Origin of the sequence: Botrimarina mediterranea, from assembly GCF_007753265.1 — a bacterium.
GTDB classification, from domain to species: domain Bacteria; phylum Planctomycetota; class Planctomycetia; order Pirellulales; family Lacipirellulaceae; genus Botrimarina; species Botrimarina mediterranea.
In genome coordinates this window covers 1,056,412-1,072,452 of sequence record NZ_CP036349.1, presented here as the reverse complement: position 1 = coordinate 1,072,452, position 16,041 = coordinate 1,056,412, and the positions used below count along the sequence as shown (strand labels likewise).

The window sequence follows — 16,041 nt, the reverse complement described above, 5'->3', positions numbered from 1 at the left end:
ATCGCAACACCGCTCAGAAAGGCTTGTATTTGCCGTACCAACGGCCGAGCCAGCCGCGGGCGTATCCGTCGTGGATCATGCCCTTCTCGTACTTGTGAATCCGCTTGTTGGCGATCGACGAATCCCGCACGACACGGTCAGGACCGATCGCCTCGCGCGGGACGGTGCCGGAGATGTAGACCATCCACACCTCTTCGTTGATGCGGATCTCCGACGTCCCATCGATCACCAGGTTCCCGTTCGGCTGGATGTCGACAACCGTGGCGGCCATCGTGAACGTCACGGCCTCGGACTGGTCCATGTCGTTCTGCGTCCGCATCTGGCTATTGAGCGTGCCGGAAATCGTCGGGGAGCCGTCGTTCTGCGGGGCGGGCTTGATGCTCTTGCCGTCGAACCGCAACCAGTTCGTCAACGCCGCGCTGTACGATCCGGTGCGGCGGGTCTGGCTGTTACCGTCGGTCTCAGTGACTGCCCGGTAGTCAACCAGCACCTGGATGATGCTCTGCACCTCCAACGGGCGGGTCATCGCCTCTGGCGGGAGCGTCTGATAGATGAACGAACTGTTGGTGAGGTTGGGCGTTGCGGCATTGGTGGGCGCCGCCGTGAAGGCGAGGCTCCCTTCCTGCGACCGGGCGACTCCCGAGCAGCAAGCGACGATGGACAGCGTCATTAAGAAGCGATTCATTGCAGACCTCCTAGCTGGACAGGTCCGCCAGCGAGCACCGACAGCCGACGCGGCCCGACGACACGCGCCGCGAACCGCTCGTCGCCGTCGATCGTCTTGACGACGATCAGGTCGCCCGTGCGGCCGTCCTGGGTGGCGTTCATGTGCATCGTGACCATAACGCCGCCGCCGCCACTGACGACTTTGACGACGTCGTTCTTGCGGACCATCAACGGCGGAGCCGTGTTAAGATCGGAGTAGACTTCACCGACGCGGATCGGTCGCGTGGTCTCTTTGCTGATCGCCTCTTCGAGTGACGCGAAGCCAACGGCGCCGCTCCTACCAATCTCCTCGAGCGGCGTCGGCTCGAGCCGCACCGCCGAGGCCGTCACTAATGCGCCGCGCGAGAGAGGCGTCGTCGCCACCGCCCGCATCGGTTGTTCGACCAGATCGGCGAGAATGAGATACGGCTCATCGGCCAGCCCCTCGGCTGGCCAGACCTTGCACTGCAAGGGCCCGGCCTGCGGACCACTGGTGGAAGCGATCGCTGCCGTCAGCGGCTGACCGATCTTCTCGAGCAGTTCGTTCACCGTCGTCGAAGTCACCTCGACGCTCCGCACCGCTAGTCGCGGCTCGCCCGCTTGACGGCGGCCATCCAGCGTCTGCTGAATCGCCGCCTTGATCGCGTCTTCAACGGTCTTCGATTGGCGGGGGCTCGCCTGACGGATCACATCGGTCGCCGTCATGGGAACAGCGGCGCCCGTGCGAACACGGAAAGCCATCGAGCTGTCGCCAAGAGGCGCCGGCGCCGCGCTCGTTGCTGCGTCGCCGAAAGCCGGGGCAGACTTGCCAAGGGGTGTCGTCACTTGGATGCGGTAGGCGCCGCGGAACTCGTGACGGCCGGGATCAACTCCCTGGGCCTTCAGCAAGTCACGCACCGCGCCGGCGGACAGGTGCTGCGAGGTTCCCGGGGCGGGGCTCGGCATCAGAGGCGCCTCGGCGAGCACCTCGGCGCCCACGCCACGAATCGTCGCGACGTCGCCCAACCTCACTAGCACGCCCGGTACGGCCGCCGCCTCTTCGCGAAGCGTAATGTCCGCCGCCGTCGCGGTGAGCGACGCGGCGAAGGTGATCAGGATGACGAGGGCGAAACGCATGACGTTGTAACGGGGTAGCTAACCTAAAGCGGTACTAACGACGCAGATTGGAGATAAGCTGCATGATCTCGTCACCGGCGCGGATCATCTGCGAGTTGAGTTCGAAACTCCGCTGCGTGTTGATCAGGTCGATCAGCTCGGTCGTGGGTTCGACGTTGGACGCTTCCAAGAAGCCCTGCTGCAAAGTGCCGACGCCCTGCTGGCCCGGCGTTTGATTGCTGTTGGCGTTGCCAGAGGCCGGCGTCGGGGCGAACAGGTTGTCGCCCATCTTCAACAGGCCATCGGGATTGACGAAGGTGGCGAGCGTGATCGTTCCGGCTTGGGCGTACTGCTCAACACCGGCCTCGGAGTAACGAACTTCGCCAGTAGGGTCGATCACGACCGAAGTCGCTTCCTGCGGGATCGTCACCGGCGGGTTGAGCAGGTAGCCCAGCGTCGCGGAGCCAAGGACGAGTTGGCCGTTGGCGTTAACGTTGAGGTTGCCAGCGCGGGTGTAGAGGGTCTGTCCATTAGGGCCCGTGACCTCGAAGAACCCGTTGCCCTCAATGGCGATGTCGAGCTGGTTGCCCGTGTTCTGCATCGCCCCTTGGTTGAAGTCGGCTTGGGTGCTCGAGACACGGACGCCGAGACCCACATCGACTCCTGTCGCCGTGATATTGCCGTCGGTGTCTTGCGAACCGGGGAGGCGGTACTGCCGATAAAGCAGGTCTTCGAAGTTGGCGCGGTCCCGCTTGAAGGCGGTCGTGTTGTTGTTCGCCAGATTATTGGCGATCACGTCCAGCTTCGTCTCCATCGCCTGCATGCCGGTGGCGGCGGTGTAGAGAGATTGGAAGGACATTGTGGTGGAGGGGTTAGGGGCTAGGGACGGGGGACGAGGGAGTTTGGCGGGGACGTTTGAGCGTGGGGTTGAATCCCTCGTCCCCCGTCCCTAACCCCTCGTCCCTGTCGGCGTTAGCCGACGAGCAATCGCCCAATCAGGCTGCCCGTCGCGGTGTCTTGGTGGCGGATCATCTGCGTGTTCGCTTCGAACGCGCGGTTGGTCTCGATCAGTTGCAGCATCTGCTGCGTAGAGTTGGCGCCGGACATCTCGAGGAAACCTTGAGCAACCTCACGCTGCCCCGCGGGGACGGGGAACACTTCCTCGCGTGACTTGAAAAGGTTGCCGCCGATCTTGTCGAGGTGGTCGGTCGAAGCGGGCTTGACGAGCGCCATGGGAATCAACTCGCCTTCCTGCTCGACGTAACCATCGGCGGTGATGGCGTACTGCTGAGTCGGATCGAGCAGGATCGGCCCGCCGCCCGCGGACAGGACCGGACGGCCCGAGTCGGCCATCACCAGGCGATTCAGCTGGTCGACGCGGAACGTCCCCGCGCGGGTCAACAGCGGCTGCTCGCCCTCGTCGGGCTGAACGGCGAAGAAACCCTCGCCGAGGATCGCCACATCGCCGTCATTGCCGGTGCGCTGGAGCTTGCCCGGGGCAAACGACGTGCGGGTTTCGATCGTCTTAACGCCGCCGCCGATGTCGGCGAGGCCCTTCATGCCGGGGCGGGCGTCGCCATTCTGAATGGCTTCGGCGTAGCGGGCCTGGAAGATCGCCACGTCCGGCTTGAAGCCGACCGTGTTGACGTTGGCCATGTTGTTCGAGACGACCTCGAGCCGTTGCGATTGGGCGCGGGCCCCTTCGGCGGAGAGGTACATGCCGTACGACATGATGATTGGCTTGTGCTAGCAGGATTGCCCCCCTGCTGGCGAGCAACCCTTAAGCACATGCGGCGCCAATGGGCCGTGCCGCTTGAATCCCGGTGTTTAAGCCGATCGCTCTTCGGCACGAACGGCCGATCGGCGGAATCTGCCGGAAGAAGAGCGGCAGTTGGCGCCGCTAAGCCGCGAGCGGCGGGATAACGTGCCGCTGGCGGCTTAGCGGTCGCGTAGCAGCGCCGCCGCCCCGCGCGCTAACAACTCATCAGCCACCGTCACGCCAAGCGTCGTAGCATCCGCTAGCGTGCTGACGGAGAACGACGACTCCGCGTCGAGCCGCTCCACTCCGTCCTCGCTCAACACGACGACCGAAAGCCGCAACTCGCTAGCATCCCAGCGCCCCCAGGCGCCTAGGGCGGCAAGGCAGCCCCCTTCAAGCCGCGCCAGCGCCGCGCGCTCTGCGGCGATGGCGGCGTGCGTCCCGAAGTCGTCGAGAGGCCGTAGCGCCGCTAGCGTTTGTTCATCGTCCGAGCGGCACTCGATCCCCAGCGCCCCTTGCCCCGGCGCCGGAAGCAGCTCGCTCGGCGGGATGCGTCCGGCAAGGCGGTCGTTCCAGCCGAGCCGCGTCAGGCCCGCTTCCGCTAGCAGGATGGCGTCGTGCTCGCTGTCGTCGAGCTTCCGCAAGCGCGTGTCGAGGTTGCCACGGAGGTCGCCGATCACCAGGTCGGGCCGGCGGTTGAGCAACTGCGCGCGGCGGCGGAAGCTACCGGTGCCAACGCGTGCGCCTTGCGGCAATTCATCGATCGTCGTCGCCAGGTGCGACACGAGCACATCGCCAATCGGCGCGCGCTGGGGAACCGCCCCCACCTTGAGTCCATCGACGGGCGTCGTCGGCAGGTCCTTGAGGCTGTGGACCGCGAGGTCGATCGAACCATCGAGCAACGCGCGTTGCAACTCCTTCGTGAAGGCGCCCTGCCCGCCAACGCCGCTTCCTTCAACAATCGCGCTGATCGGCCCCGACTGCTGAACGTCGCCGCGGGTACGGACCTCGATAATCTCTACCGGCTGACCGAGCGCCCGCAATCGATCCGCGACCCAATCCGCCTGCCACCGCGCGAGTTGGCTGCCGCGGGTTCCCAGGCGCAACGGTCGACAGCTGCTCGGCTCAATCATCTTCGTCCTTGTGGAGATCGGCTTCGACGGGCCCCGAGCCAACCGCGCCGTGCGGGTGAGCCATCCCCTTCAGCGGCGGGTTGCCCATCGCTAAACCGTACGCGGACGTGTCCGGCGGCGCGCCATCGACTCCGCGGCGATCGTTGATTGCTCGCGTGATCTGATGCGGCGGTACGACGACGCCACAACTGAAGATGAACTGCAGGGCTTGGTCCATCGTCAGGTTCATGTCGATCGTCTCGCTCTTCTTCACCGTGATGGTGAAGCCCGTGAAGGGCATCGGCGAGGTCGGGATCAACACGCTCATCACCGGCTCGTTCGCGGCTGCCTCAATGTCGAGCATGCTCTCACCGGTTGCAAACGCGATCGACCAAATCCCCTGTCGCGGGTACTCCACAGCGACGATCCTCGAGATGTCGAGGTCCGGCTCGGTGAACGCGAAGTCGGTCACCTGCTTGACCGAGGTGTAGACATTACTCACTAGCGGGACGCGGGTGATCAGCGACTCGAACTGGTGGTGGAAGAACCTTCCGATCCCCGCAGCCAGGAACTTGCCGACCGCGTACAGCAGGAGCAAGAAGACCAGCAGAAAGATTGGCACCACGATCCACGGCACCAACCACACGTCATTCACGTAGCGACGCACCCAGTCGCGCGCCGTGGCGGGCACGGCTTCGCTCTTGCGGAGCCGCTTTTCGACTTCCGTGTAGACCCGATCTGAAATGTAAAGCTCATCGGGCGCGCGGTGGAATACCTTCCCCTTCGCATCCACGGCGGTCTCGCCGGGATTCGCTTCACCAAATTCCTCGGGACGCCGGATGTCCGAGACGTACTCGACCAGCACGTAGCGAGTCGCGTCCTCCAAGGGCGTCAGCACGTAGCGCGAAACGGTGCCGCCCACCCAAATGAAGATCACCACCGTCAGCAGCGGCGGCAGCACGACGCCCAGACCGCGCAGCACGGCGCGGCGGAAGGGGTCGAGCGACCGGCTGGGCGGCTCGGGGGTGACGGTCGGCGGGGTCGCCATTGCGGCTATCGCGGTGGGAGGGGGCGAGCAGCGGGTTGGGGCAGCCGGCGCAACCGGACAAGGTTGCCCAGACTCCCGAAGCTAGCATTCTTCGGAATCGACCGGCGCCAGCAAGCCGCCCCAGGCTGGACCTCCAATTAGGGCCCATTCGGCGGTAACTCACCAGTGCCCCAACCGTTTTGCCGCGACAACCGCCACCACCCGCACGGCGCCGGCCCTTTTGAGGGCCTGGGACGCCGCGTGGCACGTCGATCCCGTGGTCAGTACATCATCCACCAAGAGGACGGTTCGTCCCTCCAGAATGGCTCGACGCGTCCTTACGAAGGCGCCACGGACATTGGCCCGCCGATCGCTGGGGGCGACCTCGGTCTGCCGCCGCGTCGGCCGCGTCCGCTGCAGGGCGGTCTCGAAAGGCAGACCCGCTGCGTCCGCCAACGCCTTCGCTAGCGTCGCCACGCCATCGGTGCGTCGGACCAGCCGCCGCCGCCAATGCTGCGGCGTCGACGTGACCATCGCCGCCGGGTAGCCCCGCAACTGCTCGCCATGCTGCCGAGCCAGGGCCCGCCCCAGCGCCGCCATCGCCGCCTCACCCGCCCGACCCTTGCCAGTCAGCACCAGCCGCCGCAGCAAGCCGTCGTAAGGCCCCAGAGCAACCGCCCCATCGAATGCCCAGCGTTCCTGCCGGCACGCCGGACAGTCCACCACGCTCGGCGCGGTCCCCACCAGCGGCGCCGCGCAACGGCCACAGACCGGCTCATCGAACACCCCGAGTTCCGCCTCGCAATCGGGGCAGAATCCCTCCACCTCGCGCAAGCCACTGCTGGCGCCGCGGCCGCATGCGACGCAAGTCGGCGGAAACGCTACATCGAGCAGCTGCGCAGCGGCGGTGCGGATCGAGGCGAGCATCCCGCTAGCGTAATCAGAACCCACCGACACGTCTGAGCCGGGGACGGCAGCCCTCAGTGGACCCCGGGTACCCCCTCCACACCGAGGGCTGCCCAGGATTATGCAAGGGCTAGCAGTTACCACGTTCAGATAAGGACTTAAGCGTCGTCGGACTGCTATCGCAGCAGTGCATCATCGACGTAAGTCCTTTGTTAAACGTCCATTTGCTAGCAGTTGCATAATCCTGTACCGCCCACGGCTCAGATCAACCTATCGGGCCGACGCTACTCGTGTTGACCGCTTTCCGTCGCCGCCTCAGACTCCCGAACAATTCGGTCCCCGCCCCGCCCGTTGCTAGCAACCACGTTTTCCCGTGCGCAAGATCGACTTCTACCTGCTCCGGCAGTTTGTCCAGGTCTTTGTGATCTGCTTTGTGAGCCTCGCCGGGCTCTACACGGTGATCGACGCCTTTGGCCGACTCGATGACTTCTCGCAGGGCGGCGCCTCATTAGGCGACGCCGCGCTGGCGGCGGGACGCTACTACGCCCTGCAATCGCTCGGCTTCTTCAACAAGACCAGCGGCATCCTCACGCTGATCGCGGCGATGTTCACGGTCACCTGGATCCAGCGCCACAACGAGATGACGGCCCTCCTCGCCGCTGGAGTGCCAAGGCTCAAGGTGCTGCTGCCCGTCATCATCGCGTCGGTCTCAATCGCCTTCGGCGCCGCGGGGCTGCGTGAGTTCGTGCTGCCGTCGATCCGTCACGAGTTGTCACTCGACTCGAAGGACCTGAACGGTGAGCGCGGCGTCGAACTGAAACCCCGTTACGACAACGTCACCGACATCCTCCTCGGTGGCGAGACGGCCAATCTCTCGAAGCGCACCATCGAAAACGTCAACTTCACGCTCCCGCCGCGGCTCTCGGGCCCGTACGGCAAGCAGATCCTTGCCAAGAACGCGGCCTACCTCCAAGCCGAGGGCGATCGGCCCGGCGGTTACTTGCTGACGGACGTGACGCGCCCCGCGCAGATCGACACGCAGTCAATGCTCGCCGACGACAAGGGGGCGATCGTCGTCACGCGGCGCGACGCCCCGTGGCTCCAGCCGGGTCAGGCCTTCGTCGTCAGCGGCGTGTCGTTCGACTTGCTTGCTCAGGGATCGCAGTGGCGAGACCTCGCCTCGACGAGCGAACTCGTGCGGGAGCTGGCGAACCCCAGCACCGACCTCGGCCCCGACGTGCGTGTGGCCGTCCACAGCCGCTTGGCGCAGCCCTTCCTCGATGTGACGCTGCTACTGATCGGCCTACCGCTGGTGGTGTCGCGAGGCTCGGGTAACCCTTTCGTGGCGATCGGCCTCTGCGTCGCGGTGGTGACGGCGTTCTTCGTGCTGACGCTCGGTGGCCAGGCCCTCGGCGGCGGCGGCTGGCTCAAACCCGCCCTCGGCGCTTGGCTCCCGCTGATCGCGTTCGTGCCGGTCGCGGCGTACCAGTTCGATTCGCTTCGTCAGTAGCGTCCGCTGCGTGGACCGTTCGTTGAATCTTACAGCCCGCGCAGTTTGCAAAAGACACGAACGCCTCAGCCGTAGGCGGCAGCCAGCGGCGGAAGCGGGCGCCCACTCCCCACCGAGGGCTAGCGCCCATGGCTTAGAACCAACGATTCGTCACATCGCGCGGACGTTCACTCCGGGCACGCGTCCAACAAAAGACGCCGCGACGCTCGTGGCGTCGCGGCGTGCTGTCGTTCAGGCCTATCTGCTAGGTCTCACTTGACCGCCGCGGCGCCGGCTTCGGCCACGGTGTGGTCGTTCTCGACGGTGCTCCCCGAGACGCCGATCGCGCCGATCACCTCGCCCGAACCGTTCTTGATCGGCACGCCGCCGGGGAACGTGATCAGGCCGCCATTGGAGTGTTCGATGTTGTAGAGCGAGCCGCCTGGCTGCGAGAGCCCGCCGATCGCGCCGGTGGGCATGTCGAAGTAGCGGGCCGTGCGGGCCTTCTTCTGCGAGATGTCGATCGAGCCCAGCCAGGCGCCGTCCTCGTGAGCGAACGCGACGAGGTTCGCCCCGGCGTCCACCACGGCGACGTTCATCAGCGTGCCAATCTCTTGCGACTTCTTCAGCGCAGCCTCAACAGCGGCCTGGGCCTGCTTGAGCGTAATTCCAACGGCGGACGGCATCGTTTGTCTTCCTTATTTATTCCGGGAGAGGGAACCACAGATGAACACGGATCCACACAGATTAGAAAGGGTCGGCCGTAGGACGGCCGCAAATCCCTCTTATCTGTGTTGATCTGTGTCCATCTGTGGCTCTTTTTCTTGTCTTGATTGAAGAGTTGATTGACTGGGGCCGCCGCGGTCGATAGTGTACGCTTGTCACCCCACCGCGAGGCCGCCGTCATGCCACAGGTCGATTGGCTTTTTCTCGACATGAACGCGTTCTTCGCGTCATGCGAACAGCAACTCCACCCCGAGCTGCGCGGCCGCCCCGTGGCGGTCGTGCCGGCAATGACGGACACGACCTGTTGTATCGCCGCCAGCTACGAGGCCCGGCGGTACGGCGTGAAAACGGGCACGAACGTCGGCCAGGCCCGCCGCCAGTGCCCGGGGCTTGTGCTCGTTCATGGCAACCACGAGGACTATATCCGCCTCCACCACCAGATCCTCGCCGCGATCGAGACAGTGCTGCCGATCGAGAAGGTCCACTCGATCGACGAGGTCGCCTGCAAGCTGTCCCCGCCCGACCGCGAGGTGAGACGCGCCATCGAAGTTGGCGAGGGGGCGAAGCGGGCCATCTACGAGCAGGTCGGCGAGCACCTCCGCTGCTCAGTAGGACTTGCACCGAACAAGATGCTCGCCAAGCTCGCCAGCGACCTCAAGAAGCCCAATGGCTTAACCGTCATCACCCGTGAAGAGTTGCCCCGCCGGCTCTACTCGCTGGAGCTCCAAGCCTTTGCCGGCATCGGTCGCAACATGGAGCGCCGCCTCGCCGAACGCGGCGTTCGGACGACTCGGCAGCTATGCGCGCTGTCTCGCAACGACATGATCGAAATCTGGGGCAGTTGTGTCGGCGCTGCTTGGTGGCATGCGTTGCGCGGCGACGACGTTGTCGAGCAGCCCACGCACCGCCGCACCGTCGGCCATTCGCACGTGCTGCCACCCGAACTTCGCACCGACGAGGGCGCCCGTGGGGTCCTCGTGCGGCTGTTGCACAAGGCGGCGGCGCGGCTGCGTAAGATGGGCTACGTCGCCCGGCGGATCGAGTTCGGCGTCCGCTACGTTGGGCACGGCGGCGTGCGCGGCGGCAAGTGGCAGGCGCGTTCAACGCTCGCCCAATGCGGCGATACGCCGACGATGCTCAAGGCGCTCGATACGGCATGGCGGATGCGTGGCCCCGACGACCGCGCGGCGACGCCACTCAAGGTGTCGCTGACACTCTGGAAGCTCGAGCCCGCCGCGACGACCACGCTGCCGCTCTTCGTCGAAGACCGTCAGGCGTCGCAAGCCGCCCGCACCATGGACGCCGTGAACGCCGTCTTCGGCACGGGCTCGATGTACTTCGCATCGATGCACGAGACCCGTAACGCGGCGCCGCTGCGGATCGCGTTTACGAACATCCCCGAGATCGAGAACGCGCGAGAGTATTGAATCCCGAAATTGGCGACCCGGCGACGTTAGTCGTCGGTGGGAAGTGGTTGCGCGGGTTCCACCGACGACTAACGTCGCCGGCTCGCCTTGGACTGCGCTAGCGCTTTAGCATCGCTGGCCCACCAGCCACGTACGCTTTGCCGCGTTCGTAAAGTCGCAGTCGCTGCTGTGCTTCGGCGGCCGAGGTGGGGTCGGCAAGGACGACGGCGCGTTGTTGGAGACGCACCGCTTCAGCGAACTCGCCCGCCGATGCGTGGGCAGCGGCGCTGGCGTCGAGCGTTAAGAAGTCCTCGCTGCCGAGCAATCGCCTGGCGCGCCAAGCGGCCTCGATCGCGGTTTGCGGTGAACGAAGGGATGGCTGCGGGCACGTCGCCAACATCCATGCGAGCGAGCGGTAGGCTTCGACGCTCTCCGGATCGGCGTCGAGCGCGCCGCGGTAGTCGCTGATCGCCTGCTCGTAGTAGCCGGCTTCGGCGTAGACGTGGCCCCGGGCGGTCCGGGCCGGGGAGAGTTTTGGGTCCAGCCGCAATGCTTCGTCGAAGTCGGCGGCCGCTTCGCGCAGCCGGCCGAGCGAGTGGAACGCGACGCCGCGCGTCGTCAGCACGGCGGGTCGGTCGGGGGCGTCGTCCACAAGCTTGGCGAGCGACGCGTCGCAGTCGGCGACGGCGAGACCCGGATTGCCCAACGCCAGACGGAGCGAGGCGCGGTTCTGCAACCCGACTACCGAACGGGGGTCGATCGCCAGCAACTGGTCGAGCGTCTCAAGCGCAACCGCCTGGTCACCGGCCTCGGCGAGAGCGACGGCCAGGTCGCCGAGCGCGGCGGTGTTCTTGGGGTTGGCGGCGACCGCTGCGCGCAGGTCCTCAAGGGCCTTTTTGGCGTCGCCACGTTGCATCACCAACCGGCCGCGGGCATGCCGGGCCCAGCTCGCGACGCGCTCGGCCTGCTGACGGAGCGCCGGGGCGTCGAGCGACGCCAGGGTCTCGTCACAACGCTTGAGTAGGCGTGTCAGCGCATGGTGCGACTCAGCGGTTGAGGCGGCGTGTTCCAGCTGCCGAACCTGTCGGACCGAATCCGTCTCCTGACCGATCGAAGCGAGGCGTGGCGGCGGCGTCAGCAGCTTCGGCTCGTGGTCGAACGGCCGTGGCGCGGGCGCATACGCGGCTTGCTCGACCGCCTCGGTTTCGCTGGTTGGTTCGATCCAAGATGGCAGGCGGATCGCCTCGTCAGCGTAGCCGATGGCGCAAAGCGCCATCGCCAGCGTGATCGCTGCGAAGGTCTCGATCCGTCGGTTGCGGCACGCTTCCATGCGTCGCCATCCCTCAAGGGACTAACCCGCCTCGGGGCGGGTCATGCTTTCGTAATCCATCAACTCAGCCAGCCGCTCTGGGGCCATCAGGCCCAGTTCGCCGACGAGCTGCTTGATCGTCTTGTTCTCTTTGTGGGCCTGCTTAGCGAGCGCCGCGCACTTCTCATAACCGATCTCCGGCGCGAGCGCCGTGATCGTCATCAGCGACGCGTCGAGCAGTTCGGCGCACCGCGGCTCGTTCACTTCGAGGTCCACCAGCAGCTTGTCCACGAACACATTGCTGACGTTCGTGAGCAGTGAGGCCGACTCGAGGAAGGCCTCGATCATCACGGGCATGGCGACGTTGAGCTCAAAGATCGAGCCGATTCCGCCCATGCCCGCCATCGTCACTGTCGCGTCGTTGCCGATCACACGGCAGGCGACCTGCATCATGCTCTCGCAGATCACCGGGTTCACCTTGCCCGGCATGATCGAGCTGCCCGGCTGGATCGCCGGCAGGATCAGCTCGCCGATGCCGCTCCGCGGTCCGCTACCGAGCCAGCGGATGTCGTTGGCGATCTTTGAGAGCGAGACCGCGATGGTCTTCAAACAGGCGTGGGCTTCGACGAAGTCGTCCTTCGCCGCTTGGGCCTCGGCGTGGTCGGCTGCTTCGAGAAAGCCGCCGTCATCGACATAGCTCTCGTCGAAATCGTCTTCGTCGTACTCCTCGCCGAAGTTGTCGTCCGCCTCGGGCAAGCCGAGCTCCAACCGCTCGGTCAGCGCCGCGGCGACGCGGCCGGCGAACTCGGGGTGTGTGTTGATGCCGGTGCCGACCGCCGTGCCGCCGATCGGCAAGTTCGAACGCACCACCATGTGGGCGGTGGCCGCTTGCTCGAACGCGCCGGCGACTTGCGACGCGTAGCCGCTGAAGACTTGGCCGACGCGGATCGGAGTGGCGTCCATCAAGTGCGTGCGGCCGATCTTGACGATGCCGTCCCACTCTTCTGCCTTCTGGGCGAGCTCGTCTTCGAGCCGGTCGAGCGCCTCGAGCAACGGGCCGATGGCCATCGTCGCCGCGATGCACATCGCCGTGGGGAAGGTGTCGTTGGACGACTGCCCCATGTTGACGTGGTCATTGGGGTGAACGCCGCCGTCGGCCTTCGTCGTCAGACCGAGGCCGAGCTTTTCGTTCGCCAGCGAGGCGATCACCTCGTTGGCGTTCATGTTCGTGCTTGTGCCGCTGCCGGTCTGGTAGATATCGACCGGGAAGTGCTGGTCGTGCTTCCCCTGGGCGACCTCGGCGGCCGCGGCGACGATCGCGTCGGCAAGGCGCGTGTCGAGCTTGCCTAGTTCCTTGTTAGCCTGGGCGCAGGCGGCCTTGAGGTGGCCGAAGGCGTGGATCACCGCCGGGGCGAGCGGCCGGTTGGCGATGGGGAAGTTCTCCACGGCCCGCGCGGTCGAGGCCCCGTAAAGGGCGTCGGCGGGGACCTGCATCTCGCCCATCGTGTCGCGCTCGGTGCGCGTGGCGGCGTTCGTCTTCGTAGAGCTCATGGCGTTGGAATCGAGGAATCGGACGCTAGCGAGACACGTCCGGGAGGCGGATGATAGGGGGATACTTCCTAAGGCGGAATGCCGATCGGGCCATAGGGTCCGCTGTGCGGACCGCCACAATTGAGCCGGCCCCAACGTTATGGTCCGCTACAAGCGGACCCTACTGAACTATGACGACGGTACTGGACAAAATCGTCGCCGTGAAGCGACAGGAGGTCGCACAGGCCCGCGCCGAGCGGCCTTTGGGCGAATTGCGGGCCGCTTTGGTGGATGCGCCGCCGGTGCGGGATTATTTGGCGCCGCTAAGCCGCGAGCGGCCTGATCCTTCGCAAGCGGGCGGGGGAGGGCCGATCAAGCTGATCGCCGAGGTGAAGAAGGCTAGCCCCTCGGCGGGGCTGATCCGGGCTGATTTCGACGCCGTGGAAATCGCCCAGACATACGCCGCTTGCGGGGCTAGCTGCCTCAGCGTGCTGACCGACGAGCCGCACTTCCAGGGTTCGCTCGACTACCTCAAGGCGGTCCGAGCGGCCGTGGACCTCCCCGTGCTGCGGAAGGACTTCCTGATCGACGAGCACCAAGTGGTCGAGGCCCGCGTCGCCGGCGCCGACGCCGTGCTGCTGATCGCCGAGTGCCTGACCCCTGCCGAGCTGATCGACCTCCACGCCCTGGCGACCGACCTGGGCCTGACCGTCCTGGTGGAACTCTACGAACCAGCGAACCTACCGGCAGTGCTCGCTTGCAACCCGAAGCTGGTGGGCGTCAACAACCGCGACCTCCGCACGATGACGGTCGACCGGGAGCACTGCATCCGCCTCCGCCAACAAGTCCCGCCCGAGGTGGTCTTCGTCGGCGAGAGCGGCGTCAAAACCCACGCCGACGCCCAACGCCTCCGCGCCGCGGGCATCGACGCGATGCTCGTCGGCGAATCTTTGATGCGCCAAGCCGATCTTCCCTTGGCGGTGAAGTCGCTCTTAGGAAAGGATTAACGAGGCACAGAGGAAGATTTTTGTAGGAGGCGTCTCCAGACGCCGATTACGCGCACCATGCCAAAATCGGCCAAGAGACCGTAATCGGCGTCTGGAGACGCCTCCTACAATTTCAGGTGGTGAAACGGAATGCCAAGCCTACTCTCCATCCAAGTCGGTCAGCCGCAAACGCTCGACCCCGTCACGGGCGACACGAGCCAGAAGCCATGGACGACTTCGTTCTTCAAGCAGCCGATCAGTGGGCTGGTGCGCGTTGGCAAGCTTGGGCTCGAAGGGGACGCCGTTGCTGATACGCAGGTCCACGGCGGCGCCGACAAGGCGGTGTGTGTTTACTCGGCCGACCGCTGGCCTTACTGGCGCGACAAGTTAAGGCCCTTTTTAGAGGGCGACGGCGAAGAGTTCGGGACCGCGGCGTTCGGCGAGAACTTTTCTGTCGAAGGCCTCGACGAAGAGAGCGTCTGCATCGGCGACCGCTGGCGGATTGGCGACGCCGAGTTCGAGGTCAGCCAGCCAAGACAGCCGTGTTGGAAGCTCGCCCGCCGCTGGCGGCTCACGAAGCTCACCCTCTGGACACAAGAGACCGGCTACACCGGCTGGTACGTCCGCGTCACACGCGAAGGTACCGTCACCGCGGGCGATGAGATCGAGCTGGTTGAACGGCCGCTGCCGAACTGGACGATTGATCGCGCCAACAGTGTGATGTACGAGCTGCGAGACGACCGCGAGGCGAACGCCGAACTCGCCGCGTTGGGACCGCTTTCCGAGAGCTGGAAGCGGCAACTCTTGAAGCGGCTAGGGTAGCTGCTGATTGATGTGCCGCTTGATCAGGTCCATGACACCGCGGACATCTGGCACGCAATAGAAGACATAATAGGCTTCGTCGTTCAGCGTCGCGGAATTTTCAAGCAGGTGCAGAGTTCCGGATCGGTCATGCCAAGTCCAACGCTGAACGTCGTAGATTTCACCCAGGGGCAGCGACCACTTCGTGCGAAATAGCGGCCGGGCAACAAAGCAAGCGGCTCGCCGACTAGTCACGACATACACAGTGCGTCGTGCCATTCGATAGCCCCAGAGCGGAGCTAACATCCCGGCAAAACTTACACCGAAGAATGTCACGAAGACTGAAAGACCTTCGCGGAAGTCTTGCTCACTATAGAAAGAAGCGACGAGTGCGGCGATTGAGACGATACACCAGATGACGCCGAATGCAGCGCATCCCGCCATCCGCCATGCGTAGGCCTTTTCATTCGGTTGATCGAGCCACAGGACTTGCTCTTCCCTATCAAGCTGACTCTTTACGATCGACCGAAGGGCATCAGGCAAGTCACTCATCGTCTTGCCGAGAATCTTGGGCGAATTGACGTCCGGATCACTCACTGTCGGCGAGCTTCTCCAAGAGGTCTTCTACCTGCTTGACATTCGCCACGCCGATAAAGCCGATCTGGTTGATGCGTGGCCCATGATTGCGGTTGCCATACGAAGCGATCTCTTTTGCAAAGATGAGATCGCCGGCGCCATCAGCGTATTGACGGCGTTCAATCGAGCCGAGCTGCTCGGGTCGGAACGAGCGGATGCTCATGCCGTTCCACTCTTGCTTGAAGACAATCGCGCGCCCGTCGGTGAGGGCATAGACGGACTTCCGCGCCCAACGCCGGCCCCAATAAGGAGCCGTCAGCATCCCCGACCCAACCAACACGAAGGGCAAGCCGAAGAGAGCAAACAGGCCGCCGCCCATCGACGCCGCCATGGTGATCCAGAACACCGAGAAGGCAGTGAACGGAATGCCAAAGAGCTGGATCGGCCAGTAGCCGCGCGTGAACGCCTTAGGATCGGGCTGAGCCAGCCAAACGAGCCGCTCATCTCGGTCAAGCTCGTTATCAACAAGCCTCCGCAGTTCGGGAGATAATGTGTAGGCGTCGGCATCGATCATTCGGTCCCTCAACTCCCTACCAGACAGTCGATCGGAACCC

16 protein-coding genes are annotated in these 16,041 nt (G+C 65.0%); 4 read left to right on the top strand and 12 right to left on the bottom strand.

The genetic code is table 11. The annotated features are described in order from the left end of the window. Nucleotides 1-13: 13 nt before the first annotated feature. From Spa11_RS04240 to Spa11_RS04210, 7 genes are all read right to left on the bottom strand, one after another. Nucleotides 14-685: a flagellar basal body L-ring protein FlgH gene (locus tag Spa11_RS04240; RefSeq protein WP_145108380.1), complete on the bottom strand. Its 672-nt coding sequence runs from the start codon at nt 683-685 to the stop codon at nt 14-16. After that, the gene (gene flgA, locus Spa11_RS04235; RefSeq protein WP_145108377.1) at nt 682-1,821 is read right to left on the bottom strand and encodes a flagellar basal body P-ring formation chaperone FlgA; all 1,140 of its coding nucleotides are present in this window, start codon (nt 1,819-1,821) and stop codon (nt 682-684) included. The genes Spa11_RS04240 and flgA overlap by 4 nt, the downstream gene beginning before the upstream one ends. Nucleotides 1,822-1,855: 34 nt before the next feature. After that, the gene (gene flgG, locus Spa11_RS04230) at nt 1,856-2,659 is read right to left on the bottom strand and encodes a flagellar basal-body rod protein FlgG (protein WP_145108374.1); all 804 of its coding nucleotides are present in this window, start codon (nt 2,657-2,659) and stop codon (nt 1,856-1,858) included. Between the two features lie 113 nt (nt 2,660-2,772). Further along, nucleotides 2,773-3,531, bottom strand: coding sequence for a flagellar hook-basal body protein (locus Spa11_RS04225; RefSeq protein WP_145108371.1), 759 nt, complete (start codon nt 3,529-3,531; stop codon nt 2,773-2,775). 207 nt (nt 3,532-3,738) lie between these two features. Next, the gene (gene hemC, locus Spa11_RS04220; RefSeq protein ID WP_145108368.1) at nt 3,739-4,692 is read right to left on the bottom strand and encodes a hydroxymethylbilane synthase; all 954 of its coding nucleotides are present in this window, start codon (nt 4,690-4,692) and stop codon (nt 3,739-3,741) included. Next, nucleotides 4,685-5,719 (bottom strand): DUF502 domain-containing protein, encoded by a 1,035-nt coding sequence (locus Spa11_RS04215; protein ID WP_145108365.1) that lies wholly within the window; start codon nt 5,717-5,719, stop codon nt 4,685-4,687. The genes hemC and Spa11_RS04215 overlap by 8 nt, the downstream gene beginning before the upstream one ends. A 159-nt stretch (nt 5,720-5,878) precedes the next feature. Further along, complete coding sequence (locus tag Spa11_RS04210; RefSeq protein ID WP_145108362.1) at nt 5,879-6,625, bottom strand: phosphoribosyltransferase family protein; 747 nt, start codon at nt 6,623-6,625, stop codon at nt 5,879-5,881. Nucleotides 6,626-6,977: 352 nt separating this feature from the next. Here Spa11_RS04210 and Spa11_RS04205 point away from each other — a divergent pair, with 352 nt between their 5' ends. Beyond that, a complete protein-coding gene (locus tag Spa11_RS04205; RefSeq protein ID WP_145108359.1) occupies nt 6,978-8,114 on the top strand; it encodes an LptF/LptG family permease in 1,137 nt (378 codons plus the stop codon). A 251-nt stretch (nt 8,115-8,365) separates the two neighbouring features. Here the strand turns inward: Spa11_RS04205 and Spa11_RS04200 are convergent, their stop codons facing one another. Then, on the bottom strand, nt 8,366-8,779 hold the full coding sequence (locus Spa11_RS04200; RefSeq protein WP_145108356.1) for a GlcG/HbpS family heme-binding protein: 414 nt from the start codon (nt 8,777-8,779) through the stop codon (nt 8,366-8,368). Between the two features lie 219 nt (nt 8,780-8,998). Between Spa11_RS04200 and Spa11_RS04195 the strand changes: the two genes are divergently transcribed. Further along, entirely contained in the window at nt 8,999-10,246 is a 1,248-nt protein-coding gene (locus Spa11_RS04195; RefSeq protein ID WP_145108353.1) for a Y-family DNA polymerase, read from the top strand. 97 nt (nt 10,247-10,343) lie between these two features. Here Spa11_RS04195 and Spa11_RS04190 read toward each other — a convergent pair whose 3' ends face one another. Together Spa11_RS04190 and Spa11_RS04185 are read right to left on the bottom strand one after the other, a co-directional pair. Continuing rightward, nucleotides 10,344-11,555, bottom strand: coding sequence for a tetratricopeptide repeat protein (locus Spa11_RS04190; RefSeq protein WP_145108349.1), 1,212 nt, complete (start codon nt 11,553-11,555; stop codon nt 10,344-10,346). A 21-nt stretch (nt 11,556-11,576) separates the two neighbouring features. Next, entirely contained in the window at nt 11,577-13,085 is a 1,509-nt protein-coding gene (locus Spa11_RS04185; RefSeq protein ID WP_145108346.1) for a class II fumarate hydratase, read from the bottom strand. Nucleotides 13,086-13,255: 170 nt separating this feature from the next. On the opposite strand from Spa11_RS04185, the gene trpC reads away from it, so the two are divergent. Together trpC and Spa11_RS04175 are read left to right on the top strand one after the other, a co-directional pair. Further along, entirely contained in the window at nt 13,256-14,071 is an 816-nt protein-coding gene (gene trpC / locus Spa11_RS04180) for an indole-3-glycerol phosphate synthase TrpC (protein ID WP_145108344.1), read from the top strand. 129 nt (nt 14,072-14,200) lie between these two features. Next, nucleotides 14,201-14,872 carry an MOSC domain-containing protein gene (locus Spa11_RS04175; protein ID WP_145108341.1) on the top strand — a complete coding sequence of 224 codons (672 nt, stop codon included), beginning with the start codon at nt 14,201-14,203 and terminating at the stop codon, nt 14,870-14,872. On the opposite strand, the gene Spa11_RS04170 is transcribed toward Spa11_RS04175, so the two are convergent. Beyond that, the gene (locus Spa11_RS04170; RefSeq protein ID WP_145108338.1) at nt 14,864-15,448 is read right to left on the bottom strand and encodes a hypothetical protein; all 585 of its coding nucleotides are present in this window, start codon (nt 15,446-15,448) and stop codon (nt 14,864-14,866) included. The two genes, Spa11_RS04175 and Spa11_RS04170, sit on opposite strands and share 9 nt — an antisense overlap. Beyond that, on the bottom strand, nt 15,441-16,001 hold the full coding sequence (locus Spa11_RS04165; protein ID WP_145108335.1) for a hypothetical protein: 561 nt from the start codon (nt 15,999-16,001) through the stop codon (nt 15,441-15,443). The genes Spa11_RS04170 and Spa11_RS04165 overlap by 8 nt, the downstream gene beginning before the upstream one ends. Between the last annotated feature and the right edge of the window lie 40 nt (nt 16,002-16,041).